The following is a 17,718-nucleotide window of genomic DNA, read 5'->3' on the forward strand; positions in this document are numbered from 1 at the left end:
CGCAAGCCGCCATGCAAGTGAAACACCTGCTGCTGATCGCCATCCTCGCATTGACCGCTGCTTGCTCATCGAAGGAAGTCGTAGACGAAAACCTGAGCGAAGTCGAGCTGTACCAGCAGGCTCAGCACGACCTGGACAATAATAGCTACACCAGCGCCACAGCCAAGCTGAAGGCCCTGGAGTCGCGTTATCCGTTCGGTCGCTACGCCGACCAGGCTCAACTCGAGCTCATCTACGCCAACTACAAGAACACCGAGCCTGAGGCTGCGAAGTCCGCCGCCGAGCGTTTCATTCGTCTGCACCCACAGCACCCGAACGTCGATTACGCCTACTACCTCAAGGGGCTGACCTCTTTCGACCAGGACGTTGGCCTGCTGGCGCGCTTCCTGCCGCTGGACATGACCAAGCGTGACCCGGGCGCCGCTCGCGACTCTTACAATGAGTTCGCCCAGCTGACCAGCCGCTTTCCGAACAGCCGCTACTCGCCGGATGCCAAGCAGCGCATGATCTATCTGCGCAACCTGTTGGCTTCCTACGAAATTCACGTTGCCGACTATTACCTGACCCGTCAGGCCTATGTCGCCGCCGCGAACCGGGGTCGTTACGTGGTGGAAAACTTCCAGGAAACGCCTTCGGTCGGTGACGGCCTGGCGGTGATGACCGAAGCCTATCAGCGTCTGCACCTGGACGAACTGGCCGCAACCAGCCTCGAAACCCTGAAGCTCAACTACCCGAACCACCCAAGCCTGGTGGACGGTCAATTTGTGCCATCGAGGGATGAAGCCGACAACCGTTCGTGGCTGAGCAAGGCCACCCTGGGCCTGATCGAATCCCGTCCGCCGCTGCCGCCGGGCCAAACCCGCGCCAACCAGGACGTGCAGAGGCAGTTCCAGGATGCCAAGGACGCGATTCCGAACGAGCTCAAGCCTAAAGATGAAAACGGCGATGTGATCGAAGAAGAGCAGCACGAGTCCGAAGCCAACAACACCGACCGCTCGTGGTTCAGCTACATGACCTTCGGCGTGTTCGACTGACGCTGAGGTAATGTGCCGAAAAGGCGCCTTTCGAGGCGCCTTTTTTATTGCCGGATTTTAGTGGTGGGCGTATTGCGCTGTGCGCCTGACCCGTCCTTGGCTAAACTGCCCGTTCACCACTCAAAAAGCAGCCCACCATGCTTCGTTTATTGTTCTGGATCGTCCTGATTGCCGCTGCGGTATGGTTCTGGCGCAAGTTCAAGGGCTCGGCATCGGTCGCCAACACGCCGCGCGAGCAAGATGCTCCACCCATGGTCCGCTGTGCTCATTGCGGCGTACACCTGCCTCGCGACCGGGCGCTGAAACTGGAAAAACAGTGGTATTGCAGCCAGGCTCACCTCGAGCAAGGCCCGGGCTCCAGTGATCACTGAGACGTCCAGTCCCGGTAACAAACAGACCCAGCGACTGCTGCGTCTCTATCACCTCTACCGTTTAAGCATCGGCATTACCTTGGTGCTGTTGATCTCCAGCAACATGGACAACCAGTTGCTGACATTCGCCAATGACGATCTGCTGCGCAATGGCAGTTGGTTGTACCTGGTGCTGAATATCTTGCTGGTAGTCTTTCTGGCGAACACCCGGCGCCCGGCGCAGTTGTTCAGCCTGGTGCTGGTCGATATCTTGCTGCTGTGCGGCCTGTTCTATGCCGCCGGCGGCGTGGCCAGCGCCATCGGCAACTTGTTGATCGTGTCGGTGGCCATCGGCAATACCTTGCTGCGCGGACGAATCGGCCTGCTGATCGCAGCAGTCGGCGCCCTCGGCATCGTGGGTTTGAGCTTCCTGCTGAGCTTCAACCACCCTGCCAGCGCCAGCGATTACCTGCAAGTCGGCACCCTCGGCGCTTTGTGTTTTGCCGCGGCATTGCTGGTGCAAGGCTTGATCCGACGACTGGAAGTCAGCGAAACCCTGGCCGAACAGCGGGCCAGCGAAGTACTCGGCCTCGAAGCCCTCAACGCACTGATCCTGCAACGCATGCGCACCGGCATTCTGGTGCTCGACGAGCAGCGACGGGTACAACTGGCCAATCACAGCGCCCTGACCTTGCTGGGGCGGGAAAAACTGGATGGGCAGTTGATCGACGATCATTCGATACCGTTGGTCGAGCGGCTCCAACTGTGGCTCAACAATCCGACTTTACGCCCACAAAGCCTGAAAATCGCCAGCAATGGCCTGGAGCTGCAACCGAGCTTCATTGCCCTGGACCAAAGTCCGCACCACCAGACACTGGTCTTTCTCGAAGACCTCGCCCAAATCGCCCAACAGGCCCAGCAACTGAAACTCGCCGCCCTCGGTCGCCTGACCGCCGGTATTGCCCATGAGATCCGCAATCCACTGGGCGCCATTAGTCATGCCGCACAGTTACTGCAGGAATCCGAGGAACTGAACACCACGGATCGGCGTCTGACGCAGATTATTCAAGACCACTCTCAGCGCATGAATCGGGTAATCGAAAACGTCCTGCAACTTTCCCGTCGCCAGCAAAGCGTGCCGCAACGGCTCGATTTGAAACCATGGCTGGAGCACTTCGTCGTCGAAACCCGCGAAAGCGCGAGCAAATGTCAGCACATTCACCTGCGCATCAGTCTGGGGGACTTCAAAACCCTGATGGATCCAAATCAGCTGACCCAGATTCTTGACAATCTCTTACGAAATGCCTGGCGCCATAGCGCACTGATGCACAATCAGGCGCAGGCCTGGCTTGAGTTGTACATCGACCCGGACAGCCAGTTGCCCACCCTTGAAGTCCTGGACGATGGCCCCGGCGTAGCACCGGACCAGCGCTCGCACTTGTTCGAACCGTTTTTCACCACCAGCAGCCAGGGTACTGGCCTGGGGCTTTATCTGTCCCGTGAGCTGTGCGAAAGCAATCAAGCCCGCCTAGACTTCAAACCACGCCAAGGCGGCTGCTTTCGCATCACCTTTGCTCACGGACGGAAACAAAGTTGAACATGAGCCCACGGCAAAAAATCCTGATTGTCGACGACGAGCCGGATATCCGCGAACTCCTGGAAATCACCCTGGGACGGATGAAACTCGACACCTTCAGCGCCCGCAACCTCGCAGAAGCGCAAGCACTGCTGGCACGGGAGACGTTCGACCTGTGCCTGACCGACATGCGCCTGCCCGACGGCACCGGTCTTGCCCTGGTTCAGCACATCCAGCAGTGCTATGCGCAAGTGCCGGTAGCGATGATTACCGCCTACGGCAGCCTGGAGACGGCAATCAACGCCCTCAAGGCCGGCGCCTTCGATTTTCTGACTAAACCGGTAGACCTCACCCGCCTGCGCGAACTGGTCATCAGCGCATTGAGTTTGCCTGCACCAGGCGGCACCCATGTCGCTATCGATCGACGGCTACTGGGCGCCTCACTGCCGATGCGCAACCTGCGCAAACAAATCGACAAACTGGCCCGCAGCCAGGCTCCGGTGTACATCAGCGGCGAGTCCGGCAGTGGCAAGGAGTTGGTCGCCAGATTGATCCACGACCAAGGACCACGCGCCACCCAAGCGTTCATTCCGGTGAACTGTGGAGCGATCCCGTCGGAATTGATGGAAAGCGAGTTTTTCGGCCATCGTAAAGGCAGTTTCAGCGGTGCGATCGAAGACAAACCCGGTCTGTTCCAGGCCGCCCATGGTGGCACGTTGTTCCTCGACGAAGTGGCAGACTTGCCGCTGGCGATGCAGGTCAAACTGCTGCGGGCGATTCAGGAGAAAGCCGTTCGCAGCATCGGTGGGCAGCAGGAAACCGTAGTCGATGTGCGCATTCTCTGTGCCACCCACAAAGACCTTGATGCCGAAGTCGCTGCCGAACGCTTTCGCCAGGACTTGTACTACCGACTCAACGTGATCGAACTGCGGGTGCCGCCCTTGCGCGAACGCCGCGACGACATTGAGCTTCTGGCCAACAACATGCTCAATCGATTGGCCGCCAGTACCGGCCAACCCGTCGCAAAACTCCACCCGCAAGCCCTCGAAGCCATGAAAAGCTATCGCTTTCCAGGGAACGTGCGGGAATTGGAAAACATGCTTGAGCGGGCGTACACCTTGTGCGAGAACAAACAAATCGAAGCCAGCGACCTTCGACTGGCCGAAGGTAACTGCAACCCGGACGGCGGTGTGCCGGACCTGACGCAGATCGACAATCTGGAAGCCTATCTGGAAAACGTCGAACGCAAACTCATCCTACAGGCCCTGGAAGAAACCCGCTGGAACCGCACGGCTGCGGCTCAGCGGCTGAATCTGTCGTTTCGGTCGATGCGTTATCGACTTAAGAAATTGGGTTTGGATTGAGGACCCTTTCACGGGCGATCCGACTTGCCCGCGAAGGCGATCTAAACCGACAACAAAGATCGCACGATCAGATCCGTCCGACTGGCGCATACGGCGCCGGGTCGATAATCGGCGACCGCCCCAGCATCACATCCGCAAACAACTGACACGATGCCGGCGCCAGCACCAGCCCATTGCGGTAATGCCCGCAATTGAGCCAGAGCCCGTCAAAACCCGGCACCTGGCCAATATAGGGAATCCCTTCCGGCGACCCCGGCCGCAACCCGGCCCAATGCCCCACCACCTCGGCGTCCGCCAGCGCCGGAATCAACTCCACCGCCGAGGCCTTCAGGCTCTTCAGCGCAGTATCGGTCGGCGTTTTATCGAAGCCTTCGTGTTCCAGCGTACTGCCGATCAGAATGTGTCCATCGCGCCGAGGAATGGCATAACGTCTTTTGGCCAGGACCATACTCGAAAGGAAATCCGCCGCGCACTTGTAGAGAATCATCTGGCCTTTGACCGGCTCGACCGGCAGTTCCAAGTCCAGGCCTTTCAGCAACGCCCCGCTCCAGGCCCCCGCTGTCAAAACCACCTGATCACCCGTGATCGCCCCCATTGAGGTCTGTACCCCGACCACCGCAGCGCCTTCGCGGATAAACCCGCTGACTTCGCACTGCTCATGAATCGTGACGTTTGGCAGCGCCAGCAACGCTGCCTTAAGGGACTTCACCAACCGTGGATTACGCACATTGGCCACATCGGCCATGTAGATCGCCCGCGAAAAACCGCCGCCCAACACTGGCACCGCATCATGTGCCGCAGAGATATCCACAGCCCGTAGCGGACGGTTTTCCCGTTTGGCCCAAGCGAGCGCTTCGGCCTCGTCAGGCAGGTCCAGCCAGTACAACCCGGTGGTGTGGACTTCAGGATCGATCCCGGTGGCCGCATACAGGCGCTCGGCCAGTTGTGGATAAAAGTCCTGGGACCAATGAGCCAACGCGGTGACGGCCGGACTGTAGCGCCACGGGTAGAGCGGCGAGACGATCCCGCCACCGGCCCAGGAGGCTTCCTGACCGACATTCGAGCGATCCAGCAGCACAACCCTCTGCACTTCGGACGCGAGATTGAACGCCGTCAGCAGGCCAATCACCCCGCCGCCGACAATCACCACTTGCTGTTGCTTGCTCATGTTCTGATCCAACCGTTCAATAGGCAGAAGGCGCAAAGGGCGCCCGAATAAAGAAACTCAGCGACCCCAGCAATCCCTGGTGGTCAGGCCGGACGCTGCATTGACCATGCTTCTGACGCCGGTGTTGGTAAGGGTGAAATCACCGCACTTGTCGCTCGCCATGGTCGAACCGGCCTTGCGTGTTGCCGTCAGCAGGAAAGTCTGATCGGTAAGGGTCGGGGTGATGGTATAGAAATCATTGCCGGCACTCAGGCCGGTGGCATTGGTGTAGACATAATTATTCTTCGAATAGAAGCGCTCAAGAATCTGCGCCTGCTCGGAAAGTAGCCCTGCCACTTCAGTGCGGCGGCCCTTTTTTACGTACTCAGTGAGGCTCGGATAGCCAATGGTGATGACGATCCCGATGATCGCTATCACGATCATGATTTCGATCAGGGTAAAACCTAGGTTGGATCTGCGCATGCCTCAACTCTCACTTACTGTATTTGTCGCCACATGATGCGACGGCCGCTGTCGCCACCGGACTCTTCCACCAGAGTGGTCACGCCACCACCGGAATCGTTCACCACTTTGCGGGTTGCGTCATTGACGACCGCGTTCAAAGTCGGAATACCGCCCGTGAAGATCACCCCGCTGGAAATCGTGTCAGTGCTGTCGACCGTCCCGTCGCCATTGGTATCGAGCACCGCGTAATTGAGCATCTTACCGCTGAACGCATCGAGCTCGACCAGTTTGCCAGTGCCGAAGCTGGTACAGGGGTCTATGGTATCCATACTGGCGGTGGTAAAGACGATTCGCCCTGACACCAGACTGGCCTGATTGAGTACCCGCTCCCCCGTCAGCACGTTGTTGTACACCAAGGGCAAGTACCAGCCTTTCTTTGCCGGGTAGGTCACTTCATTCTGGCTGGTAGTGATGAATTGTCCGGTGCTGCCCGAAAATACGCCAGTCACCGCCTGCGCCTGCAAGCTGGACGCGGTAATTTGGCCGGCGCCCCCCTCCGCATCCCATACCGCGTAGAACGCCTGCACGTCCTTGTTGGTCTTGTCGCCGGCCTCATTGAGTTTGCCGGTACCGAAAAACACTTCTTTGCCGCCCAATGCGTGATCAGCCAGCAATGGCTGCACAGTGATTGGCTGGGTCGCGCCGCCGGCCGTGGTAAACAACGGCTTGCCGGAAAACGCCACACCCCAGGTGTCGGGGCTGGTGCCGCTCAAATCGAACTTCCACAACTGTCCTTTCAGGTCGCCACCATAGGCGGCCTGGACCACATTCTGTGAGTTGACCCGGAGCTTTACCGACGACAGACCATTAGTGGTTTCCGTACCATCGACCACGATTTTCTTGATCAGCGAGCCGTCACGGATATCCACCACATACAGTGCCGCCACCCCGGAATTGCTGCCATAACCATTGGAGATAAACGCCGCCCAGCGACCATCGGCCAAGCGTGCCACTTCGGGACGCGCATAGGCATAACCCAGATCATTGAAAACGTTCGCAGTACTGGCCGTGGCCGGTGCACTGATTTCCCACAGCGCTTTGGTCACGTTACCGGCCGAGGCGTCGAACAGTTGCAGCGCATAGAAGGTTTTGCCGCCCGCCCCTGTTCCGCCAATCGCCAGGGTTTTCCAGGCGCCGTTGAGTTGGGTATCAAACACACCGACTTGGCCGTCGACCAGATATTTGTGGCTCACACCATTGATGTAAGTGGGGTCAGCAATGTAGCGCAATGATGGCAGCACACTGGCGGGCATATAGGCGTAGCGTCTGGCCCCGTTGGTGGAATTGATGATGTTTACAAAACCGTCGTTTGCATTCACCACCAGGCTGGAGTTCATATTGGCGGCTTTGGTGGTGAGATAAGTGCTGTAACTGGTGTCGCCCACCAGATCGGACGCGGTTTGGTCCGTGGGCGCGGCCAGCACGAGCGGCGAATTGATGATATCGCCGAGCAATACACTGCGCGCTTTCAACCCGGTTTTGTTGGTGCCCTTGCTCCACTCCACCAGATCGCTGCCGGTAATGCCGGTAGGCAGCCCCTGGCTGAGGGATGTCTGCTGGGCCGATGAGAAATTGCTGTAGGCCAAGGTGACAGCCGCGTTGGTCTGCGTGTTCCAGGACTGGTAGGTCGGCGCGGTGGCACCAGGCACGATGGTGGTATCGGTGGTCCACAGCACTGTGGCCGTATTGACTATTCCCGCCGATGTGAAACCAAAGGACTTTATGGTGCCCCGCCAGTCCTTGGGGTCATAGCTGCTCTGGAAGTAGCTCGAGTTGCTGGTCAGGGTCGTGCCACTGGTCACGCCGCTGCCACCGGAGCCTGCCTTGGAAGTGATATCGCTCAAGGCTGAAGACAACGCGCTGTTGAGCCCCTCGCTATCGGTCGCCTGATAGTACTTACCCTGCCCATAGCTGGCGGCATCCGACAACATCTGGTTTGCCACGGTGAAACCCACGGTATAGGTGTTGAGGTTCTGCTTGGGAAAATCCAAGGCGTTCCAGCTTTTTCCTGTGGAGTCAGTTCCCGTGGATCGCAGGTCAATATCGAAGGCGAACTTGGCGATGTCATCCAGATAAAAGGTGTCGCCCTCTTTGTCGCCGACGGGGTTGGCGCCATCGTTACTGCTGATACCGTCCCAGTTCGGTAAGCGGTTGTCACCCAGCGGATCGTCGGTGGGAAAGGTGTGGTCGTAGGTCGGCAGACCACCGGTGATCACCACCCCGTAATTTCTCTGGCAGCGATACTGAATCGGACTGGTGTAGGTGGTGACCGTCGAGTTGTTGTAGGGCGCCATGCCACGGAAATAGCGGGTGACCTCGTAATAGGCTTCAGCCAGCGGCACATTGGCCTGTGCGCTCAGGTCATCAATTCCGGTGATCAATGCGTTGTAGTTGGTATCCGCCTGAGCCTGAGTCACGGTGCCGCTGACTGCCGACAAATCACTGATCGAACGGACGATGTAAGCACCGTCATCCTTATGGTTGCCGACAGCCAGGTTGAACGTTGCCAGGCCGATGCGCAGCGAGCGGTTGCTGGTCACTAACGTCCTGGAGACGCTGCGCGCCACATTCATCCGGTAATCATTGGGGATCGAACCATCAGTGAAATCCCGGTCAGCATTGTTCGCCAGGCTTATCAGATAGGACAGGTAATTCGCCGTATATAGGGTGTCCTCGCTCCCCACCGGATCAGGAAGCTTCAGGCAAAGCGAATCCAGACCGGAAACGCTGTTCGTATAAAAACCGTACCATCCGGCCTTCGAACACGTCCCATGATTCAAACGCGACAAAGAAATATTGGTATCGGTCATGTCAAGGTCGCGGCCTTTGTTGCACGAACCATTGGAGAGGCAAATAGTCACCGGGGTACGTGCGACCGTCGGGTCGAAGCCTGCCGCCCAGATAATGCTGTTCATACCCTTCGAGTCATCGAGCAACAACATCACATTGGGCGCCACGGCAGCGGTGTTCAACAGCGGCGAATCCGAGGGCGTGAAGGCGTAAGCCGGTGCCGTCAGATAAAGACTCAACGCCGCGCCGCAGAACACCTGCAACAACCAACAGCGCCAGCCTGTGCGGGTTTCAGTACTTCGCATAGATACTCTCCACCACACTGCGCGAGTTGCCCGCGATGCCCACGGCGGTCACCCGGTATAGCGTTGCCGACGTGTTGCTTGGTACGTTCACGGCCGTCAGGGTGGTGCCGATGTTCTGCACACCATAAAAGCCGCTGCCGGAGGCGATCCAGGTCACCCCCGAGGTGGAATTGAACCCGGGGGCGGTAATGACCGACGCCTCGGCTGGCGGCGCGCATTGGCTGGTACCGCTGCAAACCGGCAATGAATAGCTATTCAGTTGCACCGCGCTTTCACCTACGCGCAACGCCGCTTCCGCGCCCTGGAACGACTGATTGCGCAGGATCACGCTGCCGGCCATTTTTTCCTGCAACGTAGCGCTTTGCATTGACGAAAGACCGATCAATGTCAGCACCAGCAGAAATACCAGGCTGACCAACAGCGCCATGCCGCGCTGGGCGTGAGGGGTCATGGGAGAAATATTCATCGGCCCTCCCTCATGGCAACCGGTTGCGCAAGGCGGCAACCACGTTGAAGGTTTGACTGTGTACCCGGTCGTTCGGGTCCCTCAGCGTCAGCGTGAGCCGCACACTGCGGATTCGCGCCGGATCGGACGGGTTGCTGCTGTAGCTGGAGGCGGCCGTATCCGTGGCCGAACTGGCGAGGCCGAAGCTCACATTGAAGGCGCTGACATTGTTCACCAACACCTGCTGCGTCGGCGTGCCGGCACCAGAGCCCATCAGCAGTTGATCGTTACTGAAGCTGTAGACCAGACGCCGGATCGGAAACGCCAACTGTCCCGACGGCGGCGCAGGCGCACCGGAGTAAGCCGTCGCGGTGTTGCGGCAGTCGGAAAATACCGTCCAGGTTGGCACCCCGCCACTGCCGCCGACATCGGCGGTGACCAGAGTCAATTTGAGGTTGGCATTGTCCCAACTGATCGGCGTGATTTGACTGGCATTGAAACTCCCTGCCGTGCTGGCATCGGTAATCGTACCCAGACAACCAAACATACCGACCATGCGGATTTCCTGAATCATTTTACTCAGGACAAACCGTGCATCTTCCTGCATGCCGGCGGCAGTGTTCTGGCTGACGTAGGTGTTTTTAGCCGCGATGAAAATCTGTGCCACACCCAGAATCACCACCAGGCTCAACGCCAGAGCGATCAGCAATTCGATCAGGCCGAAACCTCTATTGGCTCTGATCATGGTGTCGTCGCCGGATCAACGGTGGCGCGGCTGACAACGACGAAACTGCGGCGCGAGTCGGCGTTATTGGCAGCCCGCGAGTCGTCCCAGGTAATGGTAATGGTGTACACCCGCTGGTTGCGGGTGATGCTGCCGGTCGCCGTGGCGCCGCCGAAACTGGCGATGTTGCGGGTGAAGTCGAAAAGGTCCTGATCCCGGGCCACGCTCAAATTGCCCGAGGTCGGTGGCGTAACGGTGTAATCGGCGCCGGAGTTGGCGCGAATGCGGTCCATCATGTCGTAGGCGATAAAACTCGCCTGACTGGTCATCCGCGAGCTATCGGTGTATTTCAGCGCATTGAGCTGAATCGCCGCCGCGCCCAACAACCCCACGGCCAGAACCAACAACGCGACCAGTACCTCGATCAGCGTCATGCCTTCCTGTGCACGCTTGCTCCAACCCCTCATCCGCAACTTCCACCCAATAGAATTCGTCCGTTCAAACACACATTCAGCGTCCTGCTCTGTGCCCCCAGTACATAACTGATCACGACGGCCGTGGACGGCGCCGACAAACCGCCCAGATTGTTGAAATCAATTGCGGTCACTCCTGAGGTTAGCGTCAGAGTGGCGCCACTGCTCATCGCTGGAACAACCCGCAATACATTGGCCGGGTTGCCGGTACCGTCATAAACGGTCAGATCGCCGGTCCAGACACTCCCGCCTGCTGTCGGGCGAACCCGGGTGGTAATGCCCCGGTCGATCGCCTCAAGCCGGGCGTAATTGAGCGCGCGTTGCAGGTCGCCGATCTCGGTGTCGGCCTTGGTGCTTTGCACCGAGCGGGTAAACGCCGGAACAGCCAGGCTGATCAGGATCAGAAACACGGCGAGCGTGATCAGCAGCTCGATCAGCGTGAAACCTTTTGTACGATGATCCATCGGTGCCCTCCGTTGCCGTCGGCTATACCTGCTTCTACACGCTAGAACATTCGACCGGCGGATGTACGGTTGTTTTGCCATTACTCGCGCAGGGATCACGCGGGCCGCAGCACTCCAGGGAAGGAAATGACATGCATCAGCAAGGTTTCAGCCTGATCGAACTGCTCATGGGACTGACAATTGTCGGGATTGTTCTGCAACTGGTCAGCCCGGCGTTCGCTGCCTTCACAGAATCGAACCATCGGGAGCAAGCGGCCGAGTCGCTGGTGGGCGGGATCCGTCACGCCAGAACCCTGGCCATCACCCGCAACCAGAGCGTAGTCATCCATGGCATCAATGGCGATTGGAGCCAAGGCTGGCGAATCATTCTGGACATCAGCGGCAAAGGGCCGGAGGACAGCAGCAACCCGCTGCTGGTCGAGCGCGCGAGCGATGCACGGACGCCGATTGTCGGTAATTGGTGGGTCAGGCGTTTTGTGCGGTTCAGTAGTCTGGGGGAACCGCAGATGCCCGAAGGAGCGTTTCAGGCAGGGACGCTACATATTTGTTCGGCTCGCGAGCCGGTCAGCCTGCTCCAGGTAGTGCTGGCCGCGAGCGGTCGAGTGCGCCTGGCCAACGAAAAGGCTGAGCAGGCGCTGTGTCGAAAGGCGAAAAGCGTTACAGCAACGAACGCACGCGCAGCTCTTTAGGCATGGAGAACGTGATGTTCTCTTCGCGGCCGGCCAGTTCATCGGCCCCGGTGGCGCCCCAGGCCTGCAATTGCTGGATCACGCCACGCACCAGCACTTCCGGAGCGGAGGCTCCGGCAGTGATGCCAATCCGCTCGACACCGTCGAACCAACTCTTTTGCAGGTCTTCGGCACCGTCAATCAGATAGGCCGGGGTGGCCATACGTTCGGCCAGTTCACGCAGACGATTGGAGTTGGAGCTGTTCGGGCTGCCGACCACCAACACCACGTCGCATTCGTCTGCCAGTTGCTTGACGGCGTCTTGACGGTTTTGCGTGGCGTAGCAGATGTCGTCCTTGCGCGGACCTCCGATCGCCGGGAACCGGGCACGCAGGGCGTCGATCACGCGACTGGTATCGTCCATGGACAGGGTGGTCTGGGTGACGAAGGCGAGTTTTTCAGGGTTGTTCACCTGCAACGCGGCGACGTCTTTCTCGTCCTCGACCAGATAAATCGCGCCACCATTGCTGCCATCGTACTGGCCCATGGTGCCTTCGACTTCCGGGTGACCGGCGTGGCCGATGAGGATGCATTCACGGCCATCGCGGCTGTAACGCGCCACTTCGATGTGCACCTTGGTTACCAGCGGGCAGGTCGCATCGAACACCTTCAGGCCACGGCCAGCGGCTTCGGTGCGCACGGCCTGGGAAACGCCATGGGCGCTGAAGATCACGATCACGTCGTCCGGCACCTGATCCAGTTCCTCGACGAAGATCGCCCCACGGGCGCGCAGGTCTTCGACGACGAATTTATTGTGAACCACTTCGTGGCGCACGTAGATCGGCGGCCCGAAGACTTCCAGGGCGCGATTGACGATTTCGATCGCCCGGTCCACACCGGCGCAGAAGCCACGGGGGTTGGCGAGTTTGATTTGCATGCTGTGCCTCGTGTCTTGCGCGCAGGGAAGTTAGATCATTGCAATCCCTGTAGGAGCAGAGCTTGCTCGCGAAGGCGGTGTGTCAGTCAACATTGATGCTGAATGTGATGACGTCTTCGCGAGCAAGCTCTGCTCCTACACGGTATTACAGCGCTTTGACGTTGAAGATCTCGACGTCAAAGGTCAAGGTTTTACCGGCCAGCGGGTGGTTGAAGTCGATGGTCACCTGGGCGTCATCGAATTCTTTCACCACACCGGGCAGCTCGGTATTGGCCGCATCATTGAAGATCACCAGCAATCCTGGCGACAACTCCATATCCTTGAACTGCGAGCGCGGGATGATCTGCACGTTTTGCGGGTTCGGCTGACCAAAGGCGTTTTCCGGCTCGATGGTCAGGGTACGTTTGTCGCCGGCTTTGAAGCCGAACAGCGCTGCTTCGAAACCTGGCAACAGGCTGCCGTCGCCAACCTTGAAGGTCGCCGGGGCTTTGTCGAAGGTACTGTCGACGGTATCGCCGTTCTCCAGACGCAATGCAAAGTGCAAGGTGACTTCCGTGTTCTGGCCGATGCGTTGCTCAGCCAATACCTGTTCAGTCATGAACGGTTTCTCCGGTCTTTTTACTTTTGAACATATCCAGTGCAAGCATCACGGCACCGACAGAAATTGCGCTGTCGGCAAAGTTGAACGCCGGGAAATACCAGCGGTTCTGCCAATGCACCAGAATGAAATCGATCACATGGCCCAGGGCAATGCGGTCGTACAGGTTACCCAACGCGCCACCCAGCACCAGCGCCAAGGCGACTGCCAGCCAGGTTTCGTTGCGCCCCAGGCGCTTGAGCCAGATCACCAGCACCGCACTGACCACCACTGCGATCAGGGCGAACAGCCAGCGCTGCCAGCCCGAGCTGTCAGCCAGGAAACTGAACGCCGCGCCAGTGTTGTAGGCCAGAGTCCAGCTGAAGTAATCGGGGATCACCACGATTTGCTGGTACATGCTCAGCGAGCCTTCGAAGTAGAACTTGCTGGCCTGGTCGATGACCAGGACCAGCAAACTCAACCAGAGCCAGCTCAACCGTCCGAAACGGCCAACTGCATTAGGCATAGTGACGAACCTCGCCAGCGCCGCTGATGTTGTCGACGCAACGACCGCAGATTTCCGGATGCTCCGGGTTCACGCCGACGTCTTCACGGCAGTGCCAGCAACGGGCGCACTTGGCATGGCTCGACTTGACCACTTGCAGTTTCAAACCGCCAACTTCGGTGACTACGGCATCGCCCGGCGCCTGAACGAACGGCGCAACGGTGGCAGTCGAGGTGATCAACACGAAGCGCAGTTCGTTGCTCAGCTTGGCCAGGTCGGCGCTCAGCGCGTCTTCGGCGAACAGCGTCACTTCGGCTTGCAGGTTGCCACCGACGGCCTTCGCCGCGCGCTGGATCTCCATTTCCTTGTTGACCGCCACCTTCACCGCCATGATCCGCTCCCAGTAGGCGCGGTCCAGCTCGAAGCCTTCCGGCAATTCGGTCAGGCCTTCGTACCAGGTGTTGAGCATCACAGACTCGTTACGCTCGCCCGGCAGGTACTGCCACAGCTCGTCGGCGGTGAACGCCAGGATCGGCGCGATCCAGCGCACCAGCGCTTCGCTGATGTGGTACAGCGCGGTTTGCGCCGAACGACGGGCCTTGCTGTTGGCGCCAGTGGTGTACTGACGGTCCTTGATGATGTCGAGGTAGAAACCGCCCAGCTCCTGCACGCAGAAGTTGTGGATTTTGGAGTAGACGTTCCAGAAGCGGTATTCGCCGTAGTGCTCTTGCAGCTCGCGTTGCAGCAGCAGGGTACGATCCACGGCCCAACGGTCCAGCGCCAGCATTTCTTCGGCCGGCAGGATGTCGGTGGCCGGGTTGAAACCGGTCAGGTTGGAAAGCAGGAAGCGCGCGGTGTTACGGATGCGCCGGTAGGCGTCCGCACTGCGTTGCAGGATCTGCTCGGAAACCGCCATTTCACCCGAGTAGTCGGTAGAAGCGACCCACAGACGCATGATATCGGCGCCCAGTGTGTCGTTGACCTTCTGCGGCGCGATGACGTTGCCCAAGGACTTCGACATTTTGCGACCGGACTCGTCAACGGTGAAACCGTGGGTCAGCAGCTCGCGGTACGGGGCGTGGTCGTCGATGGCGCAACCGGTCAGCAACGACGAGTGGAACCAGCCGCGGTGTTGGTCCGAACCTTCCAGGTACAGGTCGGCGCGTGGACCGGTCTCGTGGCCCATCGAGTGCGAACCGCGCAGGACGTGCCAGTGCGTGGTGCCCGAGTCGAACCAGACGTCCAGGGTGTCGCTGATCTTGTCGTACAGCGGCGCTTCTTCACCGAGCAACTCGGCGGCGTCCATCTTGAACCAGGCTTCGATGCCTTCGACTTCGACGCGCTGGGCGACGATTTCCATCAGCTCGACGGTGCGCGGGTGCAGCTCACCGCTTTCCTTGTTCAGGAAGAACGGGATCGGCACGCCCCAGTTGCGCTGACGGGAGATGCACCAGTCAGGACGGTTGGCGATCATCGAGTGCAGACGCGCCTGGCCCCAGGCCGGAACGAACCTGGTGTCTTCGATGGCTTTGATCGCCCGCTTGCGCAGGGTTTCGCCGGTCGCAGGTTCTTTGTCCATGCCGATGAACCACTGTGCGGTGGCGCGGTAGATCAGCGGAGTCTTGTGACGCCAGCAATGCATGTAGCTGTGTTCGATGATGGTGGTGTGCAGCAGCGCGCCGACTTCGGTCAGTTTGTCGACAATGGCCGGGTTGGCCTTCCAGATGAACTGGCCGCCGAAGAACTCCAGCGATGTCGCGTACACGCCATTGCTTTGCACCGGATTGAGGATGTCATCGTTGACCATGCCGTAGGCTTTGCAGGTCACGAAGTCGTCTACGCCATAGGCTGGCGCGGAGTGAACCACGCCGGTGCCGGCGCCCAGTTCGACGTAGTCAGCCAGGTAAACCGGCGACAGGCGATCGTAGAACGGGTGACGGAAGTTGATCAGTTCCAGTGCTTTACCGGTGGTGGTCGCAATGACCGAACCTTCCAGGCTGTAACGGGCAAGGCACGACTCGACCAGCTCTTCAGCCAGCACCAGCAGTTTGTCGCCGACGTCGACCAGGGCGTAGTTGAACTCTGGGTGAACGTTCAGCGCCTGGTTGGCCGGGATGGTCCACGGGGTGGTAGTCCAGATCACGATCGAGGCGGGTTTGCCCAGCGATGGCAGACCGAACGCGGTGGCCAGCTTGGCTTCGTCGGCGATCGGGAACGCCACGTCGATGGTCGCGGATTTTTTGTTCTCGTACTCGACTTCCGCTTCAGCCAGGGCCGAACCGCAGTCAAAGCACCAGTTCACAGGCTTCAGGCCTTTGAACACGAAGCCACCCTTGACGATTTCCGCCAGGGCACGGATTTCACCGGCTTCGTTTTTGAAGTCCATGGTCTTGTACGGGTTGGCGAAGTCGCCCAACACGCCCAGACGGATGAATTCGGACTTCTGGCCTTCGATCTGCTCGGTGGCGTAGGCACGGCATAGCTCGCGGGTCTTGTCCGCGCCCAGGTTCTTGCCGTGGGTCACTTCGACTTTGTGCTCGATCGGCAGACCGTGGCAGTCCCAGCCCGGCACATAAGGCGCGTCGAAACCCGACAGGGTTTTCGAGCGGATGATCATGTCCTTGAGAATCTTGTTCAGTGCATGACCGATGTGAATCGTGCCGTTGGCGTACGGAGGACCGTCGTGAAGCACGAACTTCGGACGATCCTTGCCAATCTCGCGCAACTTACCGTACAGGCCAATGCTGTCCCAGCGCTGCAGAATCTGCGGTTCGCGCTGAGGCAGGCCGGCCTTCATTGGGAAGGCGGTGTCCGGAAGGTTTAGCGTGGCTTTATAGTCGGTCATTTAAGGCTCTTCATTAGCGATTGGCGCTAGGTGCGACAGGGCACGGGCGGCGGCGACATCCGCATTGATCGCCGTCTTAAGCGCCTCCAGAGAGGCGAAACGCTGCTCTTCACGCAGCTTGTGGTGGAAAACCACCGTCAAACGCCGGTCATACAGATCGCCGGCAAAATCTAAAAGGTGTACTTCGAGGTGGGCTTTGCCATCCCCTTCGACCGTTGGCCGCACGCCGATATTGGCGACGCCTGGCCAGGTCTTGCCGTCGATGTCGACGTTGACCAGGTAAACCCCGCTCAGCGGCACACGACGACGCTTGAGCTGCACGTTGGCCGTGGGCGTACCCAACTGGCGCGCCAGCTTCTGGCCGTGCAGCACCCGCCCGGCAATCCGGTACGGATGACCGAGCAGCCGCTCGGCCAAGGCAAAATCGGCAGCTGCCAGGGCATTACGCACCTGAGTGCTGCTGACACGAATGCCGTCCAGCTCGACGGTCTGCGCCGCTTCGACGGTAAACCCCTGAAGGACGCCAGCTTGTTGCAGGAAATCGAAATCCCCTAGCCGGTCACAACCAAAACGGAAATCGTCGCCGACTTCCAGATGCTGCACGCCCAGACCGTCCACCAGAATGGCATCGACGAACTCGCTGGCACTGAGCTTGCTCAGCCGCTGATTGAACGCCAGGCACAGCACCCGGTCGACGCCTTCTTCGGCCAGCAGTTGCAGCTTGTCTCGCAGGCGGGCCAGACGGGCTGGAGCGGTGTCCGGGGCGAAGAATTCTCGCGGCTGCGGCTCGAAAATCACCACGCAGCTGGGCACGCCCAACTCGAGCGCACGCTCACGCAGCCGGGCCAGGATAGCCTGGTGACCACGGTGAACACCGTCAAAGTTGCCAATAGTGGCGACACAGCCCCGATGCTGGGGGCGCAGGTTGTGGAGGCCTCGAACCAGCTGCATAACGCGCTTCTTGCTCATAAAGTGGTCGATTATAACCA

17 protein-coding genes are annotated in these 17,718 nt (G+C 59.4%); 5 read left to right on the forward strand and 12 right to left on the reverse strand.

Annotated features, from left to right (window positions below; translation table 11 throughout):
• Positions 1-11 precede the first annotated feature (11 nt).
• The 4 genes from LOY56_RS22515 (at position 12) to LOY56_RS22530 (ending at position 4,324) form a co-directional block, all read left to right on the forward strand.
• Positions 12-1,034, forward strand: a complete 1,023-nt coding sequence (locus LOY56_RS22515) for an outer membrane protein assembly factor BamD (protein ID WP_258617170.1) — start codon at positions 12-14, stop codon at positions 1,032-1,034.
• Between the two features lie 137 nt (positions 1,035-1,171).
• Positions 1,172-1,405: a PP0621 family protein gene (locus tag LOY56_RS22520; protein WP_258617171.1), complete on the forward strand. Its 234-nt coding sequence runs from the start codon at positions 1,172-1,174 to the stop codon at positions 1,403-1,405.
• Positions 1,395-2,981: a PAS domain-containing sensor histidine kinase gene (locus LOY56_RS22525; protein WP_258617172.1), complete on the forward strand. Its 1,587-nt coding sequence runs from the start codon at positions 1,395-1,397 to the stop codon at positions 2,979-2,981. Before LOY56_RS22520 ends, LOY56_RS22525 begins: the two co-directional genes overlap by 11 nt.
• 2 nt (positions 2,982-2,983) lie before the next feature.
• A complete protein-coding gene (locus tag LOY56_RS22530; protein ID WP_258617173.1) occupies positions 2,984-4,324 on the forward strand; it encodes a sigma-54 dependent transcriptional regulator in 1,341 nt (446 codons plus the stop codon).
• Between the two features lie 67 nt (positions 4,325-4,391).
• Here LOY56_RS22530 and thiO read toward each other — a convergent pair whose 3' ends face one another.
• The 7 genes from thiO to LOY56_RS22565 are packed head-to-tail and all read right to left on the reverse strand — an operon-like array spanning position 4,392 to position 11,197.
• A complete protein-coding gene (thiO, locus tag LOY56_RS22535) occupies positions 4,392-5,492 on the reverse strand; it encodes a glycine oxidase ThiO (protein WP_258617174.1) in 1,101 nt (366 codons plus the stop codon).
• A gap of 57 nt (positions 5,493-5,549) precedes the next feature.
• A complete protein-coding gene (locus LOY56_RS22540; RefSeq protein WP_258617175.1) occupies positions 5,550-5,954 on the reverse strand; it encodes a type IV pilin protein in 405 nt (134 codons plus the stop codon).
• A gap of 14 nt (positions 5,955-5,968) precedes the next feature.
• Complete coding sequence (locus LOY56_RS22545) at positions 5,969-9,091, reverse strand: pilus assembly protein (RefSeq protein ID WP_258617176.1); 3,123 nt, start codon at positions 9,089-9,091, stop codon at positions 5,969-5,971.
• On the reverse strand, positions 9,078-9,557 hold the full coding sequence (locus tag LOY56_RS22550; protein ID WP_258617177.1) for a PilX N-terminal domain-containing pilus assembly protein: 480 nt from the start codon (positions 9,555-9,557) through the stop codon (positions 9,078-9,080). The genes LOY56_RS22545 and LOY56_RS22550 overlap by 14 nt, the downstream gene beginning before the upstream one ends.
• Before the next feature lie 10 nt (positions 9,558-9,567).
• On the reverse strand, positions 9,568-10,281 hold the full coding sequence (locus LOY56_RS22555; protein ID WP_258617178.1) for a PilW family protein: 714 nt from the start codon (positions 10,279-10,281) through the stop codon (positions 9,568-9,570).
• Positions 10,278-10,727 (reverse strand): type IV pilus modification protein PilV, encoded by a 450-nt coding sequence (gene pilV, locus LOY56_RS22560; protein ID WP_258617179.1) that lies wholly within the window; start codon positions 10,725-10,727, stop codon positions 10,278-10,280. The genes LOY56_RS22555 and pilV overlap by 4 nt, the downstream gene beginning before the upstream one ends.
• Complete coding sequence (locus tag LOY56_RS22565; protein ID WP_008008702.1) at positions 10,724-11,197, reverse strand: GspH/FimT family pseudopilin; 474 nt, start codon at positions 11,195-11,197, stop codon at positions 10,724-10,726. Before LOY56_RS22565 ends, pilV begins: the two co-directional genes overlap by 4 nt.
• A gap of 131 nt (positions 11,198-11,328) precedes the next feature.
• Between LOY56_RS22565 and LOY56_RS22570 the strand changes: the two genes are divergently transcribed.
• Positions 11,329-11,886: a GspH/FimT family pseudopilin gene (locus LOY56_RS22570; RefSeq protein WP_258617180.1), complete on the forward strand. Its 558-nt coding sequence runs from the start codon at positions 11,329-11,331 to the stop codon at positions 11,884-11,886.
• Here LOY56_RS22570 and ispH read toward each other — a convergent pair.
• The 5 genes from ispH to ribF form a co-directional block, all read right to left on the reverse strand.
• Positions 11,855-12,802 carry a 4-hydroxy-3-methylbut-2-enyl diphosphate reductase gene (gene ispH, locus LOY56_RS22575; protein WP_150747772.1) on the reverse strand — a complete coding sequence of 316 codons (948 nt, stop codon included), beginning with the start codon at positions 12,800-12,802 and terminating at the stop codon, positions 11,855-11,857. The genes LOY56_RS22570 and ispH overlap by 32 nt on opposite strands.
• Positions 12,803-12,947: 145 nt before the next feature.
• Entirely contained in the window at positions 12,948-13,385 is a 438-nt protein-coding gene (gene fkpB / locus LOY56_RS22580; RefSeq protein ID WP_176466970.1) for an FKBP-type peptidyl-prolyl cis-trans isomerase, read from the reverse strand.
• Between the two features lie 7 nt (positions 13,386-13,392).
• On the reverse strand, positions 13,393-13,905 hold the full coding sequence (lspA, locus tag LOY56_RS22585; RefSeq protein ID WP_038981489.1) for a signal peptidase II: 513 nt from the start codon (positions 13,903-13,905) through the stop codon (positions 13,393-13,395).
• Positions 13,898-16,729: an isoleucine--tRNA ligase gene (gene ileS, locus LOY56_RS22590; RefSeq protein ID WP_258617182.1), complete on the reverse strand. Its 2,832-nt coding sequence runs from the start codon at positions 16,727-16,729 to the stop codon at positions 13,898-13,900. The genes lspA and ileS overlap by 8 nt, the downstream gene beginning before the upstream one ends.
• Positions 16,730-17,680 (reverse strand): bifunctional riboflavin kinase/FAD synthetase, encoded by a 951-nt coding sequence (ribF, locus tag LOY56_RS22595; protein ID WP_258617183.1) that lies wholly within the window; start codon positions 17,678-17,680, stop codon positions 16,730-16,732. It lies immediately after the preceding gene.
• Positions 17,681-17,718: the final 38 nt, after the last annotated feature.

It is taken from the genome of Pseudomonas sp. B21-048, from assembly GCF_024748615.1.
In the GTDB taxonomy this organism is placed as follows: Bacteria; Pseudomonadota; Gammaproteobacteria; order Pseudomonadales; family Pseudomonadaceae; genus Aquipseudomonas.